Below are 16,872 nucleotides of genomic sequence, written 5' to 3' on the forward strand. Positions count from 1 at the left end.
TGTCCGTGACAAATCCGTGTAAAGGATTATGTTTTGACATAAACCGGAAATGGAACATTTGCGAGCACAAGGAGGCATAAGTATGGAAATTCGGAAAGTGTTGTGGCCCACGGATTTTTCGGGCAGTGCGGAGGCGGCTTTGCCGCATGTGCAGTCCCTGAGTCAGAATTACGGAGCAGAGGTGCATGTGCTGCACGTGCTTGAAGATATCATTCATCATCAGGGATGGTACGGGGATTTTGAATCCCAGCACGTGGAAAAACTCATGGAAAAGGCACAGCAGAAGGCCAAACAGAATCTTGACCAGATTTGTACCAATCACCTGGAAGGCTGTCCTTTGTATATCAAACATGTGGCTGTAGGTGATCCGGCAGCAGAAATTTTAAAGCTCATTGACCAGGAAAAGGTGGACCTGGTGGTCATGGCCACCCGGGGCAAAAGCGGTGCATTTGATTACGGCAGTGTTGCCGAGCGGGTGACAAAGCACTCTCCTGTGCCGGTGACCACCATCCCGGTGGAAAATCCTGAAAAGGGGTGATGCCCTGGCGGAAAAAGGGTGTTGACATATTTGTTTTACATCAACATATTGGGTTTAACCGGTCAAATCCTTTTAATCTTTCACGCAAGGGGAGGTCAGTATGGCAAAGGTGGCAATCAACACGGATGAATGTGAGGGCTGTGAAACCTGTGTGGAACTGTGTCCCGAGGTCTTCGGCTTTGACGAGGACACAGAGAAGGCCTATGTGATCAAACCCGAAGGCGGTCCTGAAGACGAAATTCAGGAGGCCATTGATTCCTGTCCCACAGAGTGCATTTACTGGGAGGAATAAGCACTATTTGAACCCTAAAATTGACGGCTTCGTAAAAAGTGCAATATCTGCGTTGCGCTTCATCTCTCGTCATTCGACGTACGGACAAGTACGCCTCATTCCTCGAGATTCGCGCGCCTTGATCTTGAACTTTTTACTTTGCCGTCCCAAAATTGACTTTTTACGACGCCATCAAAATTGAACCCTAAAAAAGGCCGGCTTCTGCAAAGCGCCGGCCTTTTTATGGTTTCCGGTTGTTTTGCACGGTCAGGACGGCCGTTTTTCCATGGGAACAAATTCGCATTCCTCCGGGCCGCAGTATTCGCCCACATACTCGGATGCCGGCCGGTAAAGGGCCGGCTTGGGGGCTGCGCCCGCAAACTGCTCCTCGATAACATGGGCGCACCAGCCCGATATTCTGGATATGGCAAAAACAGGGGTAAACAAGTCGATGGGGATTCCCATGGCGTAATAGGTGGTGGCGGAGTAGAAATCCACGTTGGGATAGATCTCTGCGCCCTTGAGTTCCCGGAAGACTTCCGCGGCTTTTTTGCGCACGGCCTCGCCGAGTTCATACCATTTCAGATTTCCGGTTTTTTCGCCCATCTGCCGGGACATGGGCGCCAGGATCGCCGCACGGGGATCACCGTTTTTGTAAACCGCATGGCCCATGCCCATGACCTTTTCTCCGGCCTTTAGCCTGGATTCCACGTAGTTGTCCACCCGATCCAGGGCGCCGATATCGAGCAGCATCTGCATGACCCGGGCATTGGCCCCGCCGTGCAGTTCCCCGGAAAGCGAGCCGACGCCAGCCGCAGCGGCTGCATACATGTGTGCGCGGCTGGAGGCCACCTGCCGGGCGGAAAACGTGGATGCGTTAAAAGAGTGCTCTGCGTGAAGCACCAGGCAGGTATCCATGAATTTTGCGGTTTCCGGGTCCGGTGTTTCACCCGTGAGCATGAAAAGGAAATTGGCGGCATGCCCCAGTTCCGGTTTCGGGGCCAGGGGCTCCAGGCCGTTTCGGATCCGGTGCCAGGCCGCCATGATGGCCGGGAATCTGGCAATCAGACCGATGGCCGTATCCGTGGCTTTCTCCCGGCTCAGGTCCCCGGCCTCGGGATCATGGTTGGCCAGCATGGGCACGCAGGCCTGGAGGATATCCATTGGCAGTGCGTTTGCAGGCCGGGTTTTCAAAGCGGCCACAAGCTGCCCGGGAAGCGGGGTTTTTTGCGTGAGTTGCGCTTTGAAATCCGCCAGCTCTTTTTCCGGGGGCAGGTGTTCGAAGAGCAGCAGGTACGCCACTTCTTCAAAAGTGGCATTTTCGGCCAGTTCCGTGATGTTATAGCCCCGGTAAACAAGTTTTCCGGCTTTGCCGTCGACCAGGCAGATGCGGGTGCTGGCCACAGGCACTCCCCTTAAACCGGTGTTGATGATATCGCCGGGTTCAGTCATGCTTCCTCCTTGGTGGTTTCGGTGATCAAGGTTTGATGGCGCCGTAAAAAATCCAATATCTGCGTTACGCGCAATTTCTCAGCATTTCACGTATGGCTAAGTACGCTGCATTCTTCGAAATTGCGCAAGCCTTGATCTTGAACTTTTACGGCGCCATCTGAAATCAGACTTTTACGGTGCCATCAAGGTTTGATGCTGCCGTAAAGGGCCTGCTGCAGTTGGGCTGCCGGCAGAATGTTTTCTTCGCCGGCCACTTCCTCGATGGTCTTTCCGGTCTCATATGCCCGGGCAGCGATTTGGGCCGCCTTGTCATAGCCGGTATACGGAACCAGGCCGGTTACCACAGCAAGGCTTTTGCGGATGTTTTGTTCGCATTTTTCTTCATTGGCGACAATACCGGAAATGCATTTTTCCGCCAGTCCGCGGCCGGCATTGGCCAGGATCTTGATGGAATCAATGATGTTAAAGGCCGTCAGGGGCAGCATGAGATTGAGCTGAAAATAGCCCCCCTGGCCCGAAAGCGTAAGGGCTGTATCATTTGCGATCACCTGGGCGGATGCCTGGACAGCCGCTTCGCACATCACGGGATTGATCTTGCCGGGCATTATGGATGATCCCGGCAGCAAGGCGGGTAGCCGGATTTCTCCGAGTCCGCATCTGGGACCGGATGCCAGCCAGCGGATGTCATTGGCAATTTTGGCAATCCCTGCGGCAACGGCTTTGATTACTCCGCTGGTCTCCACAACCGTATCGCAGGCGGACTGGGCCTCGAAATGATTGGCGGTCTCGCTGAATTCAATCCCGGTTTCTTCTGAAATGGCGGCAATAACCCGCTTGGCCATTTCCGGGTGTGCATTTAATCCTGTGCCCACGGCCGTGCCCCCGAGGGCAAGCCGGCAAAGCCGCTGTCCGACACCTTCGAGTCGCTGGCGGCCCAGGCGCATTTGAGCGGCGTATCCGGAAAATTCCTGCCCCATGGTCATCACCACCGCATCCTGCAAATGAGTCCGCCCGATTTTTCGGATATGGGCAAATTCCCTGGATTTTTCCCATAGGGTCTGCTCCAGTTTTTCCATGGCCGGCAGGAGTTGGTCCCGAATCAGCAGCCGGGCGGAGATGTGGATGGCCGAAGGCATTACGTCATTGGTGGACTGTCCGCGGTTGACGTGATCATTGGGGTGAACCGGCATTTTGGTGCTTTTTCCCCCGGTCAGGAGTTCATTGGCCCGGGTGGCCACCACCTCGTTGACATTCATATTCGCAGACGTGCCGGACCCGGTTTGAAATACATCCACCAGAAACTGGTCATCAAGGCGGCCGGCCATGATTTCATCAGCCGCCCGGACAACCGGGGCCACATAATCGGCCGGGATTTCCCCGAGCTGCCCGTTAATCCGGGCGGCTGCCTTTTTGATCCGGGCCATGGCATAGATCAGCTCCATGGGCAGAACCCGGCCGCTGATGGCAAAGTGGTCCATGGCCCGCCGGGTCTGGGCGCCGTAATAGGCTTCGGCCGGCACCGACATGGTGCCGAGACTGTCTGTTTCTTTTCTGAGGTCCCTATCCATGGTATCTCATCCCAATCTTTGAGCGGATCTGCTTGCCCGCCGGGTTTGGCGCTGTAAGGCGGATGCTTTTAAAATATGGTCCCGAATCCCGGTTTTGTCCAATGCAAAACCTTGATGGCACCGGAGAAAGTCCAATATCTGCGTTACGCGCGATTTCTCAGAATTTCATGTGCGGATAAGTACTCTGCATTCTTAGAAATCGCGCAAGCCTTGATCTCGAACTTTTTACGGCGCCATCTGAAAACCGACTTTTACGAGTGTGTCAAAACTTTGATATCGAAATTTTTGCCGGATTTCCGATTATGTTAATATTTATATAAAACAAGGCATCAATCCGGCATTCAATTTAGACGGCTTCGCAAAAAGTCCAATATCTGCGTTACGCGCGATTTCTCAGAATTTCATGTGCGGATAAGTACTCTGCATTCTTAGAAATCGCGCAAGCCTTGATCTCGAACTTTTTACAAAGCCGTCTAAAAACCGACTTTTTACGAATGCAATAATTTTGGTCCTCAAACGGACAACGAAAATCAAAACAAGGGGGAGGCGCATGACGACCGGCAATACATTTGATACCATTGACAGTCTGAGTATTGGCAACAGGACTTATTCTTTCCGGAGTCTGCCTGCACTGGCCGGAAGGCTGGGCTTTGATCTCTCCGCCCTGCCGTTTTCCATCCGGGTTCTGCTGGAGAACCTGCTTCGCAATGAAGACGGCCGGCAGGTGACAGAAAATCACATCCGGTCTTTGGCCCAATGGTCCGCAAAAAACCTTCCCAAAGAGGATATTCCCTACAAGCCGGCCCGGGTGCTGATGCAGGATTTCACCGGCGTGCCTTCGGTGGTGGACCTGGCGGCCATGCGCGATGCCATCTCCGGTCTGGGTGGACGGGCAGGGCAGATCAATCCGCAGATTCCGGTTGAACTCGTCATTGATCATTCCGTGCAGGTGGATCGGTTCGGAGCAGAATCGGCCTTTGCCGTAAACGCACAAAAGGAGTTTGAGCGCAACCAGGAGCGCTATTCGTTTTTAAAATGGGGGCAGAACTCGTTTGAAAATTTCAATGTGGTGCCCCCGGCCACAGGCATCTGCCACCAGGTTAACCTGGAATATCTCGGGCGGGTCGTAATGTGTGATCAAACAGGGGACCAATCCCTGGTTTACCCCGATACCCTGGTGGGTCTGGATTCGCACACCACCATGATCAACGCAATCGGGGTTCTGGGCTGGGGCGTGGGCGGCATCGAGGCCGAAGCCGTGATGCTGGGCCAGCCCTATTACATGCTGGCCCCCCCGGTTCTGGGTTTTGAACTCACCGGGCAGCTCCAGCCCGGGGTCACGGCCACAGACCTTGTGCTGACCATCACCCAAATGCTGCGGCAAAAAGGCGTGGTGGGCCAATTTATCGAGTTTTTCGGACAGGGCCTGTCGCGGCTGACCGTTCCCGACCGGGCCACCATCGCCAATATGACCCCTGAGTTCGGGGCCACCACCACCTTTTTCCCGGTGGATGAACAAACCCTCAAATACCTGGCTTTTACCGGCCGGCCCCGGGAGCAGGTGGAACTGACCCGGCAGTATCTCAGGGCCCAGCATCTGTTTCTGGAAGACCAGGGTTCGGAACCCGGTTTTTCCGATGTTCTTCGCCTGGAACTCGATACTGTGGAGCCGTGTCTGGCCGGGCCCAGGCGCCCCCAGGACAAAATCGCCCTGTCTGCAATGAAACAGCAGTTTCAGAAAGATTTTGACGAGATTTTTTCAAAAAATACCCAGGGGGAAAAAGATCCCCGATGGGAGGCCGAGGGCGGGGCCGTGACCGGAGAGGATCCGCTGCAGGGTCGGATGGTTCACAGAAAACCCATAGACAGCCAGGGCATTTTTGTGAAACGACCGTTTCAGAGTTTTTTTCTGGATCACGGGTCCGTGGTGATCGCCGCTATTACCAGCTGTACCAACACCTCCAACCCGGCGGTGCTCCTCGGCGCCGGCCTGATGGCCAAAAAGGCTGTGGAGCAAGGACTTCAGGTCAGACCCTGGGTCAAAACCAGCCTGGCCCCGGGCTCCCGGGTGGTGACCGATTACCTGGAGGCTGCGGATCTGATGCCGTATCTTAAGGCCCTGCGGTTTCACCTGGCCGCCTACGGCTGCACCACCTGCATCGGCAACTCCGGTCCCCTGCAGGAGGACGTGGCCGGGGTGATCCGGGATCAGAACCTTGTGGCTGCCTCGGTGTTAAGCGGCAACCGCAATTACGAGGGGCGCATCAATCCCCTGACCCGGGCCAATTACCTGGCATCTCCCATGCTGGTGGTGGCCTACGCCCTTGCCGGCACGGTCAACATTGATTTGCAAAACGACCCCATCGGCCATGACGGAAACAATGAGCCGGTTTATCTCAGGGATATCTGGCCGTCTGATGCGGAAATCAATGCCGTAATGGACCATCTGGCACCGGAGATGTTCACAGGGCGGTATGCGGATGTTTATACCGGAGATGAAAACTGGAAACAGGTGAAAATCACAGATAGTGAAATCTATGCCTGGGATCCGGATTCCACCTATCTGCGAAAGCCGCCGTTTTTGGACAACATGACATCAGATCCCCCGGATCTCACAGACATTGAGTCCGCCCGGGTGCTGGCGGTGCTGGGCGATACCATCACCACCGATCACATCTCGCCTGCCGGGGCCATTGCCGAAGATTGCCCGGCAGGGAAATATCTGAAGGAAAACGGGGTGGAGAAAAAGGATTTCAATTCCTACGGCTCCAGGCGCGGCAACCATGAGGTGATGATGCGCGGCACATTTGCCAATGTGCGGCTGCAAAACCGAATGGTGCCGGATACCGAAGGCGGCTGGACCCGGCATCTGCCAACGGGTAAGACGCTTTCTGTTTATGATGCGGCCATGAAATACCAGCAGGAAAACACGCCCCTGATCATTCTGGCCGGCAAGGAATACGGATCCGGCAGCTCCCGGGACTGGGCCGCCAAGGGAACCCTGCTGCTGGGGGTGCGCGCGGTGATTGCCCAAAGTTTTGAGCGCATCCACCGAAGCAACCTGGTGGCCATGGGGGTTCTGCCCCTGCAGTTTATAGAGGGTCAAAACGCGGAAACCCTGGAGCTGACCGGCGAAGAAGTGTTATGCATCCGCGGGCTCAAAGACATTTCCGTGCCCAACCCTGGCCTTACCGTGGAGGCGAAAACCAACGGCGGCGAAAGGGCAAAAACATTTGAAGTCCGGGCGCGGCTGGATTCCGTCATGGAAATTGAATATTTCCGCCACGGCGGCATTCTGCCCTATGTGCTCCGGCAGATGTAGCAAAGTTTCCATCAGTTGTTGCAAGCCTGCGGTAATTCGGCTATGGTAGTTTTGCGATGTCCGGTAGAATGACTTTTTCCGGAAATATTGATAACGGCAGGATTCGGGCCTGCGGAAAAACAGAGGCCGGCGGAGAGTGTGTGCGTGTTTTGTTTAAACCGGTAAAGATCGGTGAGCTTGAAGTGCCCAATCGCTTTGTCCGGTCTGCCACGTATGACGGTTGTGCGGACAGGCAGGGCCGGGTCACAGCGGCCCAGGTGTGTTTGTTTGAAGATCTGGCCGCAGGCGGCACAGGTCTGATTGTCTCCGGAATTGCCTATGTGCACGAATCAGGCCGGATCTCGGCTTTTCAGAATTCCATTGCAGATGACGGCTGCATTGACGGATTGCAGCAACTGACTGCGGCGGTGCACGCAAAAGGGGCAAAAATTGCGGTTCAGTTGTTTCATGCCGGACGCGAGGCGGCCGGGTTTTTAAAAACCCGCAATCAGATTGCAGCCGGTCCTTCGGCAGCCGAAGATGACCCGTATTTCAAAAAGAAGTGCAGAAGCCTGACCCGGGACGAAATCGAGGAGATTGCCGTGGCCTTCGGCGCTGCCGCGGCGCGGGCAAAGGCCGCCGGGTTTGATGCAGTCCAGCTTCACGCGGCCCACGCCTATCTGCCCGCCCAGTTTCTTTCCCCCTGGTCCAACCGGCGGCAGGACAAGTGGGGCGGCAGTTTGGAAAATCGCTTGCGGTTTCACAGAAACGTCTATGAGCAGATGCGCGCTGCTGTTGGCCATGATTATCCCCTGATGGTAAAGCTCGGGGTCAGTGACGGATTCCAGGGAGGCCTGGGTTTTGACGAAGGCCGCAGGGCGGCGCAAATACTTGCCGGATGGGGCTTTGACGCCCTTGAAATCAGTTCCGGGCTGCGGGGAAGCAAATACCGTGAAACCGAGTTTAAAACAGGGATCAGCAGCCTCGCCCGGGAGGCCTACTTCCGTGACTGGTGCCGGCAGATCAAACAAGATGTGGACGTACCGGTAATGATGGTTGGCGGTCTGCGCAGCCCCGGGCTCATGGAAGAAATCATAGATAACGGCGAGGCCGATTTTATCGCTATTTCCCGCCCCCTGATCCGGGAACCGGATTTGATCCGCAGCTGGAAATCCGGCGATTTTCAACCCCCTGCCTGTATTTCCTGCAACAAGTGTCTTGAAGCCCTCTATCAGGGCCGGGCCCTGCATTGCGCTGCGCAAAAACGTCAATCCCGCGTTTGAACTGCTTTTTTTGTGCTTTTTCCTTGACGGGGCATGCGGCCTTTTATAGAAATGGGCAAACGTTTTTAAACCTTTTGAAATCATCACAGGAGTTTCATTCATGAACTGGGACTGGGAAAAGCTCCAGCAGCGACAGAAGGAGCGCAGCCGGACAAACGGCTCCGGCACCGGCGGGTCAGGCCCCCGGCCGCCGCAGGTAGACGATATTATTAACAAATTTAAAAACTTTAAATTCTCCGGGGTATGGATTCTCATTATTGTGGCTTTGTTGGTTCTCCTGGCGGGCTCCACAATGGTTTACACTGTGCAGACCAACGAAGTAGGGGTGATACAGCGGTTCGGTGAATTTTCCAAAACCACCCAGTCCGGACTCCACTTCAAGCTGCCCGCGGGTATTGAAAAAGTGACCAAAGTGAAAACCAAGCGGGTTTATACCGAAGAATTTGGCCTTAAGGCGGATGAACTGTCAGATTCCCGGAGTTTCGGGGTCAGCAATGACGAAATTGAGGTGGCCATGATGCTTACCGGTGACCTTAATGTCGGCCTGGTGCCCTGGATTGTGCAGTACCGGATCAAGGATCCCTATAATTACCTGTTTAAAGTTGCAGATGTACGCCAGTTGATCCGGGACATGGCAGAGGCCTCCATGCGGCTGGTGGTCGGTGACCGCAGCATCAACGAGGTAATCAGCAAGCGCCAGGAGATTGCCGTGGCCGCCAGTGTGCGGCTGCAGAAGGATTTAAACGAGGCGGAGACCGGCATTGAGATCGTTACCGTGGAACTGGGCAACACCAACGTTCCAGAACCGGTGCAGGATTCCTTCAACGAGGTCAACCGGGCGGTCCAGGAAAAAGAGGAAGTGATTTATAATGCCCGCAAGGACTACAATCAGGTCATCCCCAAAGCGCGGGGGCAGGCGGAAAAAACCATTGAGACCGCAAAGGGTTATGCCATCAACCGCATCAATGAGGCCGAGGGTGATGCCGCCCGGTTCCTGTCGCGCTATGAGGCCTATATGGAGGCCAAGGATGTCACCCGCCGCCGGCTTTACCTGGAAATGATGGAAAACGTGCTGCCGGAACTGGGCAACAAATACATCGTGGATTCACAGCAGGACAATTTGCTGCCCCTGCTTAATCTCGGACTGAAAAAAGGTGTCCCCAATGCAGGCCAATAAATATATCGCAATTGTTGTTGTTTTGATCATCGCCGGATTCGTGTTTCTGTCTTCGGCTTATACCGTGGATGAAACCGAACAGGTGGTGGTGACCCAGTTCGGCCGGGTCATCGGTGACCCGGTGGTCGAGCCGGGGCTCAAGTTTTTGATCCCCTTTATCCAGCAGGCCAATTATTTTCCCAGAAACATCCAGGCCTGGGACGGCCAGCCCGGCCAGATCCCGACACTGGACAAGACTTACATCTGGGTCGATACTTTTTCCAGATGGCGGATTGTGGATCCGGTGGCGTTTTTCAGAACCGTCACAGATACCCAAAGCGCCCTTGGCCGGTTGGATGATATTATCAATCCCGCGGTCAGAAACGTTGTCACCTCCCATGAACTCATTGAAACAGTGAGAAACAGCAACCGGGAAATGACCACCCTTGACCAGGAGGAACTCGATGATGTCAAAAGCGAGGCCATCAAGGAAGTGGTGGAGGAAACCGAGGAGAAAGACCGGCGGCAGTATAACATCAAGGTGGGCCGGGCCGCGCTCACCAAGAGGATGCTTGACGAAGCCCAGCCCAAGCTTGAAAAATTCGGCATTGAAATCATTGATGTAAAAATCAAGCGGGTCAATTATGTCAAGGGCGTGCGCAACTCGGTGTATAACCGGATGATTGCCGAGCGAAAGCAGATGGCGGAAAAAATCCGCTCCATCGGCCAGGGTGAGGCCAGAAAGATCGAGGGTGACAAGGAGCGTGATCTTCTGGAGATCCAGTCCGGGGCCTACCGGAAGGCCGAGCAGATCAAGGGCGAGGCTGATGCACAGGCTACAGAGATCTATGCCCGGGCCTTTGAAAAAGACGCGGAATTCTACACTTTTCTCCAGTCCCTGGAGGTGTACCAGAACTCCCTGGAGGGCGCAGATCTCGTGTTGTCCACGGATTCGGAATTTCTGCGATATTTAAATGATTTTAACCCCGTTTCCGAGTAGCCGGGCTTCTGCGGCCGGATAGCACATCCGGATAAAAGCAAAAAAAGCCGGGAACCGCCCAATCCGTTTAATGACTGGCGTTTCCCGGCTTTTTATACATGAACACGAACGCAGGTGAAATCATTGTTCTACTTCCCTTTGCGTCTCTGATGCCTTGTCCGTGCGAGTAGCTTGCGATGCTTGTGTTTTCGCATCTTTTTTCTGCGTTTTTTAATCACACTGCCCAATATCCCACCTCCTTTCTGCTCAAAAGTCTTATCCATCGGGCCTTTTTCAATTTTCAACAGCCCGGATGGCGAAATCGTACAGTTTATTGTACGGTTTAATTCAAAAGGATGAATTAAAATATACATCCTACTTGTGAATCTGCAAAAAATAACATATATTTCATACGATGTCCATATGTTTTCCAAATATCATGCCCTGTCTGCACAAACCCTTGTGGCGCAGGAGCGTCTATGGATGCCCTGAATGAATTCGAGCCTATGATGACTTTTGATTCAGAGCAAATGGCAGTGGTCAGCCAGGCTGTGGCCATGGCTGAAGATCTGGTCAGCGATTATTATAAGTTCTCGGCCAGCGAGCTCCGTCAGCTCAATTATGATGTGAAAACCGCAGCCGATCTCGGGGCCCGGGAGATCGTGGCCGATCATTTCGCACAGATCGTTCGTTACCGCGCGGAAAAGCAGAATGCCGTTCTCATCACCAGCGCACAGGATTTTTACAAAATCTGTGTCCAGGATCATTCCATCCTCGCTTGTTTGAAAAAGCATTCGGCAATGGCGCTTTATCCGTTCCTCGTCTACGTGATCTGCCATGAACTGGTCCATGTTGTCCGGTTTAACCGTTTTCAGCAGCGGTTTGATGTGCCGGAGGACCAAAAACAGACAGAGGAAACCCGGGTGCACCGGATTACCCATGAAATCCTTGCCCCCAGAAAGATAAAAGGCATGGCTCCGGTTTTTGCTTTTTACGGGAACTGGCTCACAGCCGCCGAAAAGAGCTGATGGTGATTTTTTGGTTTGCCGGCAAAGGGCTTATACAGGATCATTGGCGGCAAAAAAATTTCCATGCCTGTCTTGACAAGCAGGAAAAATGAACTATATTGATAACGATCATCAATCAAGCCTTGTAATCGAGGTATCATTCTGAAAACAGGAGAAATTTCAGCGATGCCAATCTATGAATACGAATGCGAATCCTGTGGGCGGGTGCATGAAATTCTGCAGAAGGTTTCAGAAAACCCACTTACCCAATGCCCGGACTGCTCGGGCATGTTACATAAGCGGATTTCCCAGTGTACATTTCATTTGAAGGGAACCGGCTGGTATGCCACCGATTATGCCAAGGGTACCAGTGCCTCTTCATCATCTTCCGGCAAAAAAGACGATTCTTCAACAAAAGAAGCGTCAGCCGATGCACAACCGAAAAACAGCAGCAGCGCAAGCGACGATTAAACCTGTTTGCGTATCCTTCGATTCAGAAAAAGAGCCGGAAGGGTTTGAAACCGATTCGAATCCTGTGAAAATGGACCGCATTGATAAGGTGGATATGGAAACTGTATCCCGCGGCGGCATGTGGTTCTATTGTATTGAATTTATTAAGTTTTACGTCTTTTCATCAACCAACCAATTGAAACTGGCAGAAGCAAAAAGGAGAAGTGGGCAATGAAAATCAAACCGTTAAATGATCGCATTCTGGTAAAGCGGCTGGAAGAAGAATCCAAAACCAAAGGCGGCATCATTATTCCGGACAGTGCAAAGGAAAAACCCGCCCAGGGCGAAGTGGTGGCCGTGGGCGATGGAAAGATCGGCGATGACGGCAAGCGAATCGCCCTTCAGGTCAAGCAGGGCGATCGCGTACTGTTTGCCAAGTATGCCGGTACGGAAGTCAAAATTGACGAAGAAGAGCATCTGGTCATGCGGGAAGACGACATTCTGGGCATTATTGAAAAGTAAGCTTTGCGTCTTTGAAGTGATTGTGGAAAAAAGGAATACAACAGAAACTGGAGGAGTAAAATATGACGGCAAAAGATATAAAGTACGGGTATAAAGCCCGTGAAAAGATGTTAAACGGTGTATGCAAGCTTGCTGATGCGGTGGCTGTAACCCTGGGACCCCGTGGCCGTAACGTGGTGATTGAAAAATCCTGGGGATCGCCCACAGTGACCAAAGACGGCGTGACCGTGGCCAAGGAGATCGAACTTGAGGACAAGTTTGAAAATATGGGCGCCCAGATGGTCAAGGAAGTGGCTTCCAAAACCAGTGACATGGCCGGTGACGGTACCACCACCGCAACCGTGCTCGCCCGCTCCATTTATTCCGAGGGCCAGAAGCTCGTGGCTGCCGGCAACAATCCCATGTCCATCAAGCGCGGCATTGAAAAAGCCGTGGAAGCCGCCACAAAAGAACTGGCCAGCCTGAGCCATCCGGCCAACGATCAGCGCGAAATCGCCCAGATCGGAACCATTTCTGCAAACAATGACGAGACCATCGGCAACATCATCGCCGAGGCCATGGAAAAGGTCGGCAAGGAAGGCGTGATTACCGTCGAAGAGGCCAAGTCCATGGAGACCACCCTGGAAGTGGTCGAGGGTATGCAGTTTGACCGGGGTTACACCTCTCCTTACTTTGTCACGGACACGGAAAAAATGACCGTTGATCTCGATGATGCTTATATCCTGATCAGCGAAAAGAAGATCGGCAACATGAAGGACCTGCTGCCGATTCTCGAACAGGTATCCAGGATGAGCAAGCCGCTTCTGATCATTGCAGAAGACGTTGAAGGCGAAGCCCTGGCCACCCTGGTGGTCAACAAGCTGCGCGGCACCCTGAATGTGGCCGCAGTCAAGGCGCCCGGTTTCGGCGACCGCAGAAAGGCCATGCTCCAGGACATTGCCATTCTCACCGGCGGTCAGGTGGTTTCCGAGGACGTGGGTATCAAGCTTGAAAGCATTACCGTGGATGATCTTGGCCGGGCCAAGCATGTCTCCATTGATAAGGACAATACCACCATTGTCGACGGCGCCGGCGCGAAGAAAGACATTGAAAAGCGCGTCAAGCAGCTTCGCACCCAGATCGACGACACCACCTCGGATTATGACCGTGAAAAACTCCAGGAGCGTCTGGCCAAACTCGTAGGCGGTGTTGCGGTGATCAACGTCGGAGCCGCCACTGAAACCGAGATGAAGGAAAAGAAGGCCCGGGTGGAAGACGCGTTGAATGCAACACGTGCGGCCGTGGAAGAAGGCATTGTTCCCGGCGGCGGCGTGGCGCTGGTGCGCTGCGTTGCGGCCCTGGAGAAGATCAAGCTGGATGTGGAAAAGCAGTTGGGCGTGCAGGTGGTGACCCGGGCTCTGGAAGAGCCACTGCGCCAGATTTCCAATAACGCCGGCCACGAAGGCTCTGTTGTCATCGACCGGGTCAAGAAGGAGAAAGGCTCCTTTGGCTATAATGCCGAAACAGGAGATTTCGAAGATCTGATCAAGGCCGGTGTCATTGATCCCACCAAGGTGGTGCGCTTTGCCCTGCAGAATGCGGCAAGCGTTGCCTCCCTCATGCTGACCACTGAAGCCATGATCGCCGAGATCCCCGATGAAAAGGGTGACGCCGGCGGCGGTATGGGCGGCGCCGGCATGGGCGGCATGGGCGGCATGGGCGGAATGGGCGGCATGATGTAGCCCTGATACCCCATGTAGCTTTGATACCCCAACGGATACCAAACAAAAACGCCTTCATGCATCAGGTGCATGAAGGCGTTTTTGTGTTCAACGTTGACGACTTCGCAAAAAATCCAATATCTGCGTTACGCGCAATTTCCGAAGAATTTCACGTATGGCCAAGTACGCTCAGTTCTTCAAAAATAGCGCAAGCCTTGATCTTGGACTTTTTTCAAAGTCGTCTGATCTCGACTTTTTACGGGTTTATCATTCAACGTTCAGGGTTCCTTATGTTCTGTCCCAAACCTTGGACCTTGAACCTTGAACCTTGAACCGTCATTATCCTTGACACCTATGCATAAACTTGGTTAAGGACGAGAGAAACGGATTGCAACAATTTATTCAGATGAACAGAAGAGGCGTACATGAGTCCTGATAAGCTCAATATTCTTTCCATGATGCTCAATGCCGGGTTGATGGTGCAGTTTGTCATCCTGTTGCTGCTGGCATTTTCCGTGGCCACCTGGGCCATTATTTTTGTGAAGTACGTACAGGTGCGCAAGGCCTATCAACAGTCTGCTGCATTCATTGATTATTTCTGGAAAACACGGGATTTTTCCAATGCCTTTGCCCAGGCCAAAAACATGCCGGCCAGTCCGGTTGCCCGGATGTTTCGAAACGCCTACATGGAACTCAAAAAGCTCAACCGGATCGCCAAAGCATCGGCTTCGTCCGGAGAAAGCAGCCATTCGCCGGGTGACAGGAAAACAATGGGCGTGGAAACCGTTCGCAGGAGCCTGAATCGTTCGGTAACCATGGAAAGCCTCCGGCTGATTCAGCTTGTCCCGTTTTTGGCCACTGCCGGCAATATTTCGCCTTTTATCGGTCTTTTCGGCACGGTCTGGGGTATTATGAACTCGTTTCACGGCATTGCCTACCAGCAGGGGGCCACCAGCCTGGCCGCGGTGGCGCCCGGCATCTCCGAGGCCCTGGTGGCCACGGCCGCCGGGCTGGCCGTGGCGATTCCCGCAGTGATCGGGTATAATTACTTTACCCAGAAAATCCGAATCCTGGAATCGGAAATGGAAAGCTTTGCCTCAGATTTTGTCAATATCGTTGAAAGCGATTATCTGGCCTACCGGGAGGCAGCCCGATGATGCAGCAGCACAATCGTGATTCGCTTTTGTCGGATATCAATGTGACTCCTTTTGTGGATGTCATGCTGGTGCTGTTGATTATTTTCATGGTGGCCGCCCCCATGATGGTCCAGGGAATCGATGTCTCCCTGCCCGAGACCCGAACGGTCCAGCAGCTGGATACCGATCAGGAGCCTCTGGTGGTGGTCATTGATAAAAGCGGGGCCGTGCATATCAATGATATGGAAGTGGGTGCGGAAAATCTGGGTGAAAAACTGGAGAAAATCTTTGAAAACCGCAGTTCCCCGGAAGTGTTTCTGCGGGCGGACCAAAACGTTTCCTACGGTCGGGTGGTCATGGTGATGAGTGAAATCAAAAGCGCAGGCGTACAGCGGCTGGGGGTGGTTGCCCAACAGTCAGACGATGCGCAAAAAATCGACCAGGATTGATGCAAGTCCACCATGTCCGGTAAAAATCCCCAATCCCAAAATGTGTCCGGTTACAGTCAGGATCTGCCGCCCTTTTTCTGGGCGACCTGTTTTGGCGTGTCCCTGCTGATTCATCTGGCGTTGCTGGGAGCCCTTGTGTTTTCTCCTTTTGGAGAGGCCTCGCCGCGGATCAATCCAACAGAAACGATTAACGTGGATCTGGTGGGGTTTAATCCTGAGATCCCGTCGCCCCCGGGGGAGGCTACTTTAGAAGACGCATCGTCCGGGCAGGACGCGGAGCCTTTGGATGATGCCGAATTTTCGGAGCAAACCAGGGCCTCAGAGGCCTCCGGGAAAAAAGAGACGCCGGAAGCCAGGGCGATTCCGGTAAAAACCGGGGCAAGGAAAAAAGTGGCGGCCGATTATGATTTGGTCGAGCCTGAGCCTTCTGTCAAAACCTCCCTGAAGAAAAAAACCCTGGATTCCCGTAAGGTGATCGAAGATGCGGTTCGCCGGATTTCGGAAAAATCCAGGGAGCAACGGCCCAAATCCCTGCAGGACAGGATCGCGGAAATGGAAAAACAGGTCGCCGATCTTGCCGGCGGCGGCCGGGTTTCGGGGGGGGATTCAGACCGGGAGGGCACAGGAACAGGGGTCAATAAAGATTACAGTCCCATGGAGATCTATCAGGCTGAGGTGGCAGTGAAAATGAAGCGGAACTGGGCGTTTTCTCCGGAACTTGCAGGAGGCGGCAAGGGGCTGGAAACCCGCCTGGTCATCAAGATTTTGCCTGAAGGCACCATAGCGGATGTTTGGTATGAAAAACGATCCGGCAATGCTTATCTTGATGAGTCCGCATATAAGACCGTGATGAAGGCCAATCCGCTGCCGCCTCTGCCCAAAGATTATCCGCATTATCATCTGGTGTTGGGCTTTACCCCCAGAGGCCTGGCGCAATAGCCTGCGGCTTGCCTGCGGCCGTCAGGTTTGATGCACTCGTAAAAAGTCGGTTTTTAGACGGCTTTGTAAAAAGTTTAAGATCAAGGCTTGCGCGATTTTGAGGAATGCAGCGTACTTAGCT

General features: G+C 53.6%; 17 protein-coding genes. 14 read left to right on the plus strand and 3 right to left on the minus strand.

Annotated features, from left to right (window positions below):
• Positions 1–82 precede the first annotated feature (82 nt).
• Positions 83–538 (plus strand): universal stress protein, encoded by a 456-nt coding sequence (locus HNR65_RS07570; RefSeq protein WP_181550867.1) that lies wholly within the window; start codon positions 83–85, stop codon positions 536–538.
• A gap of 100 nt (positions 539–638) precedes the next feature.
• Positions 639–830: a ferredoxin gene (locus HNR65_RS07575; RefSeq protein WP_181550868.1), complete on the plus strand. Its 192-nt coding sequence runs from the start codon at positions 639–641 to the stop codon at positions 828–830.
• A gap of 246 nt (positions 831–1,076) precedes the next feature.
• Here HNR65_RS07575 and HNR65_RS07580 read toward each other — a convergent pair whose 3' ends face one another.
• Positions 1,077–2,261, minus strand: coding sequence for a citrate/2-methylcitrate synthase (locus HNR65_RS07580; protein ID WP_181550869.1), 1,185 nt, complete (start codon positions 2,259–2,261; stop codon positions 1,077–1,079).
• 182 nt (positions 2,262–2,443) lie between these two features.
• The gene (locus HNR65_RS07585) at positions 2,444–3,829 is read right to left on the minus strand and encodes a class II fumarate hydratase (RefSeq protein WP_181550870.1); all 1,386 of its coding nucleotides are present in this window, start codon (positions 3,827–3,829) and stop codon (positions 2,444–2,446) included.
• A 550-nt stretch (positions 3,830–4,379) separates the two neighbouring features.
• Between HNR65_RS07585 and acnA the strand changes: the two genes are divergently transcribed.
• The 4 genes from acnA (at position 4,380) to hflC (ending at position 10,569) form a co-directional block, all read left to right on the plus strand.
• Entirely contained in the window at positions 4,380–7,151 is a 2,772-nt protein-coding gene (gene acnA / locus HNR65_RS07590) for an aconitate hydratase AcnA (RefSeq protein ID WP_181550871.1), read from the plus strand.
• Positions 7,152–7,291: 140 nt separating this feature from the next.
• Positions 7,292–8,413, plus strand: coding sequence for an NADH:flavin oxidoreductase (locus tag HNR65_RS07595; protein ID WP_181550872.1), 1,122 nt, complete (start codon positions 7,292–7,294; stop codon positions 8,411–8,413).
• Positions 8,414–8,513: 100 nt separating this feature from the next.
• The gene (hflK, locus tag HNR65_RS07600; protein WP_181550873.1) at positions 8,514–9,590 is read left to right on the plus strand and encodes an FtsH protease activity modulator HflK; all 1,077 of its coding nucleotides are present in this window, start codon (positions 8,514–8,516) and stop codon (positions 9,588–9,590) included.
• Positions 9,577–10,569: a protease modulator HflC gene (hflC, locus tag HNR65_RS07605; RefSeq protein WP_181550874.1), complete on the plus strand. Its 993-nt coding sequence runs from the start codon at positions 9,577–9,579 to the stop codon at positions 10,567–10,569. The genes hflK and hflC overlap by 14 nt, the downstream gene beginning before the upstream one ends.
• Positions 10,570–10,697: 128 nt before the next feature.
• Here hflC and HNR65_RS07610 read toward each other — a convergent pair whose 3' ends face one another.
• A complete protein-coding gene (locus tag HNR65_RS07610) occupies positions 10,698–10,796 on the minus strand; it encodes a 30S ribosomal protein bS22 (RefSeq protein WP_073474648.1) in 99 nt (32 codons plus the stop codon).
• 231 nt (positions 10,797–11,027) lie between these two features.
• On the opposite strand from HNR65_RS07610, the gene HNR65_RS07615 reads away from it, so the two are divergent.
• From HNR65_RS07615 to tolA, 8 genes are all read left to right on the plus strand, one after another.
• The gene (locus HNR65_RS07615) at positions 11,028–11,576 is read left to right on the plus strand and encodes a hypothetical protein (RefSeq protein ID WP_181550875.1); all 549 of its coding nucleotides are present in this window, start codon (positions 11,028–11,030) and stop codon (positions 11,574–11,576) included.
• A 165-nt stretch (positions 11,577–11,741) separates the two neighbouring features.
• On the plus strand, positions 11,742–12,026 hold the full coding sequence (locus tag HNR65_RS18205) for an FmdB family zinc ribbon protein (protein WP_181550876.1): 285 nt from the start codon (positions 11,742–11,744) through the stop codon (positions 12,024–12,026).
• The gene (locus tag HNR65_RS07625; RefSeq protein WP_181550877.1) at positions 11,986–12,240 is read left to right on the plus strand and encodes a hypothetical protein; all 255 of its coding nucleotides are present in this window, start codon (positions 11,986–11,988) and stop codon (positions 12,238–12,240) included. The genes HNR65_RS18205 and HNR65_RS07625 overlap by 41 nt, the downstream gene beginning before the upstream one ends.
• On the plus strand, positions 12,237–12,527 hold the full coding sequence (gene groES / locus HNR65_RS07630) for a co-chaperone GroES (protein WP_181550878.1): 291 nt from the start codon (positions 12,237–12,239) through the stop codon (positions 12,525–12,527). Before HNR65_RS07625 ends, groES begins: the two co-directional genes overlap by 4 nt.
• A 62-nt stretch (positions 12,528–12,589) precedes the next feature.
• Entirely contained in the window at positions 12,590–14,248 is a 1,659-nt protein-coding gene (gene groL, locus HNR65_RS07635) for a chaperonin GroEL (RefSeq protein ID WP_181550879.1), read from the plus strand.
• A gap of 404 nt (positions 14,249–14,652) precedes the next feature.
• Positions 14,653–15,384: a protein TolQ gene (gene tolQ / locus HNR65_RS07640; protein WP_181550880.1), complete on the plus strand. Its 732-nt coding sequence runs from the start codon at positions 14,653–14,655 to the stop codon at positions 15,382–15,384.
• The gene (gene tolR, locus HNR65_RS07645; protein ID WP_181550881.1) at positions 15,381–15,812 is read left to right on the plus strand and encodes a protein TolR; all 432 of its coding nucleotides are present in this window, start codon (positions 15,381–15,383) and stop codon (positions 15,810–15,812) included. Before tolQ ends, tolR begins: the two co-directional genes overlap by 4 nt.
• Positions 15,813–15,824: 12 nt before the next feature.
• Positions 15,825–16,751: a cell envelope integrity protein TolA gene (tolA, locus tag HNR65_RS07650; RefSeq protein ID WP_181550882.1), complete on the plus strand. Its 927-nt coding sequence runs from the start codon at positions 15,825–15,827 to the stop codon at positions 16,749–16,751.
• Positions 16,752–16,872 lie beyond the last annotated feature (121 nt).

This window comes from Desulfosalsimonas propionicica, assembly GCF_013761005.1.
GTDB classification, from domain to species: Bacteria; Desulfobacterota; Desulfobacteria; order Desulfobacterales; family Desulfosalsimonadaceae; genus Desulfosalsimonas; species Desulfosalsimonas propionicica.

Bases quoted from the DNA above. Each gene is read 5' to 3' on its own strand.
- HNR65_RS07575 (WP_181550868.1), top strand. From the start codon at position 639: ATGGCAAAGGTGGCAATCAACACGGATGAATGTGAGGGCTGTGAAACC.
- tolA (WP_181550882.1), top strand. From the start codon at position 15,825: ATGTCCGGTAAAAATCCCCAATCCCAAAATGTGTCCGGTTACAGTCAG.
- HNR65_RS18205 (WP_181550876.1), top strand. From the start codon at position 11,742: ATGCCAATCTATGAATACGAATGCGAATCCTGTGGGCGGGTGCATGAA.
- hflC (WP_181550874.1), top strand. From the start codon at position 9,577: ATGCAGGCCAATAAATATATCGCAATTGTTGTTGTTTTGATCATCGCC.
- groL (WP_181550879.1), top strand. From the start codon at position 12,590: ATGACGGCAAAAGATATAAAGTACGGGTATAAAGCCCGTGAAAAGATG.
- HNR65_RS07625 (WP_181550877.1), top strand. From the start codon at position 11,986: ATGCACAACCGAAAAACAGCAGCAGCGCAAGCGACGATTAAACCTGTT.
- tolR (WP_181550881.1), top strand. From the start codon at position 15,381: ATGATGCAGCAGCACAATCGTGATTCGCTTTTGTCGGATATCAATGTG.
- tolQ (WP_181550880.1), top strand. From the start codon at position 14,653: ATGAGTCCTGATAAGCTCAATATTCTTTCCATGATGCTCAATGCCGGG.
- acnA (WP_181550871.1), top strand. From the start codon at position 4,380: ATGACGACCGGCAATACATTTGATACCATTGACAGTCTGAGTATTGGC.
- HNR65_RS07570 (WP_181550867.1), top strand. From the start codon at position 83: ATGGAAATTCGGAAAGTGTTGTGGCCCACGGATTTTTCGGGCAGTGCG.
- HNR65_RS07585 (WP_181550870.1), bottom strand. From the start codon at position 3,829: ATGGATAGGGACCTCAGAAAAGAAACAGACAGTCTCGGCACCATGTCG.
- groES (WP_181550878.1), top strand. From the start codon at position 12,237: ATGAAAATCAAACCGTTAAATGATCGCATTCTGGTAAAGCGGCTGGAA.
- hflK (WP_181550873.1), top strand. From the start codon at position 8,514: ATGAACTGGGACTGGGAAAAGCTCCAGCAGCGACAGAAGGAGCGCAGC.
- HNR65_RS07615 (WP_181550875.1), top strand. From the start codon at position 11,028: ATGGATGCCCTGAATGAATTCGAGCCTATGATGACTTTTGATTCAGAG.
- HNR65_RS07580 (WP_181550869.1), bottom strand. From the start codon at position 2,261: ATGACTGAACCCGGCGATATCATCAACACCGGTTTAAGGGGAGTGCCT.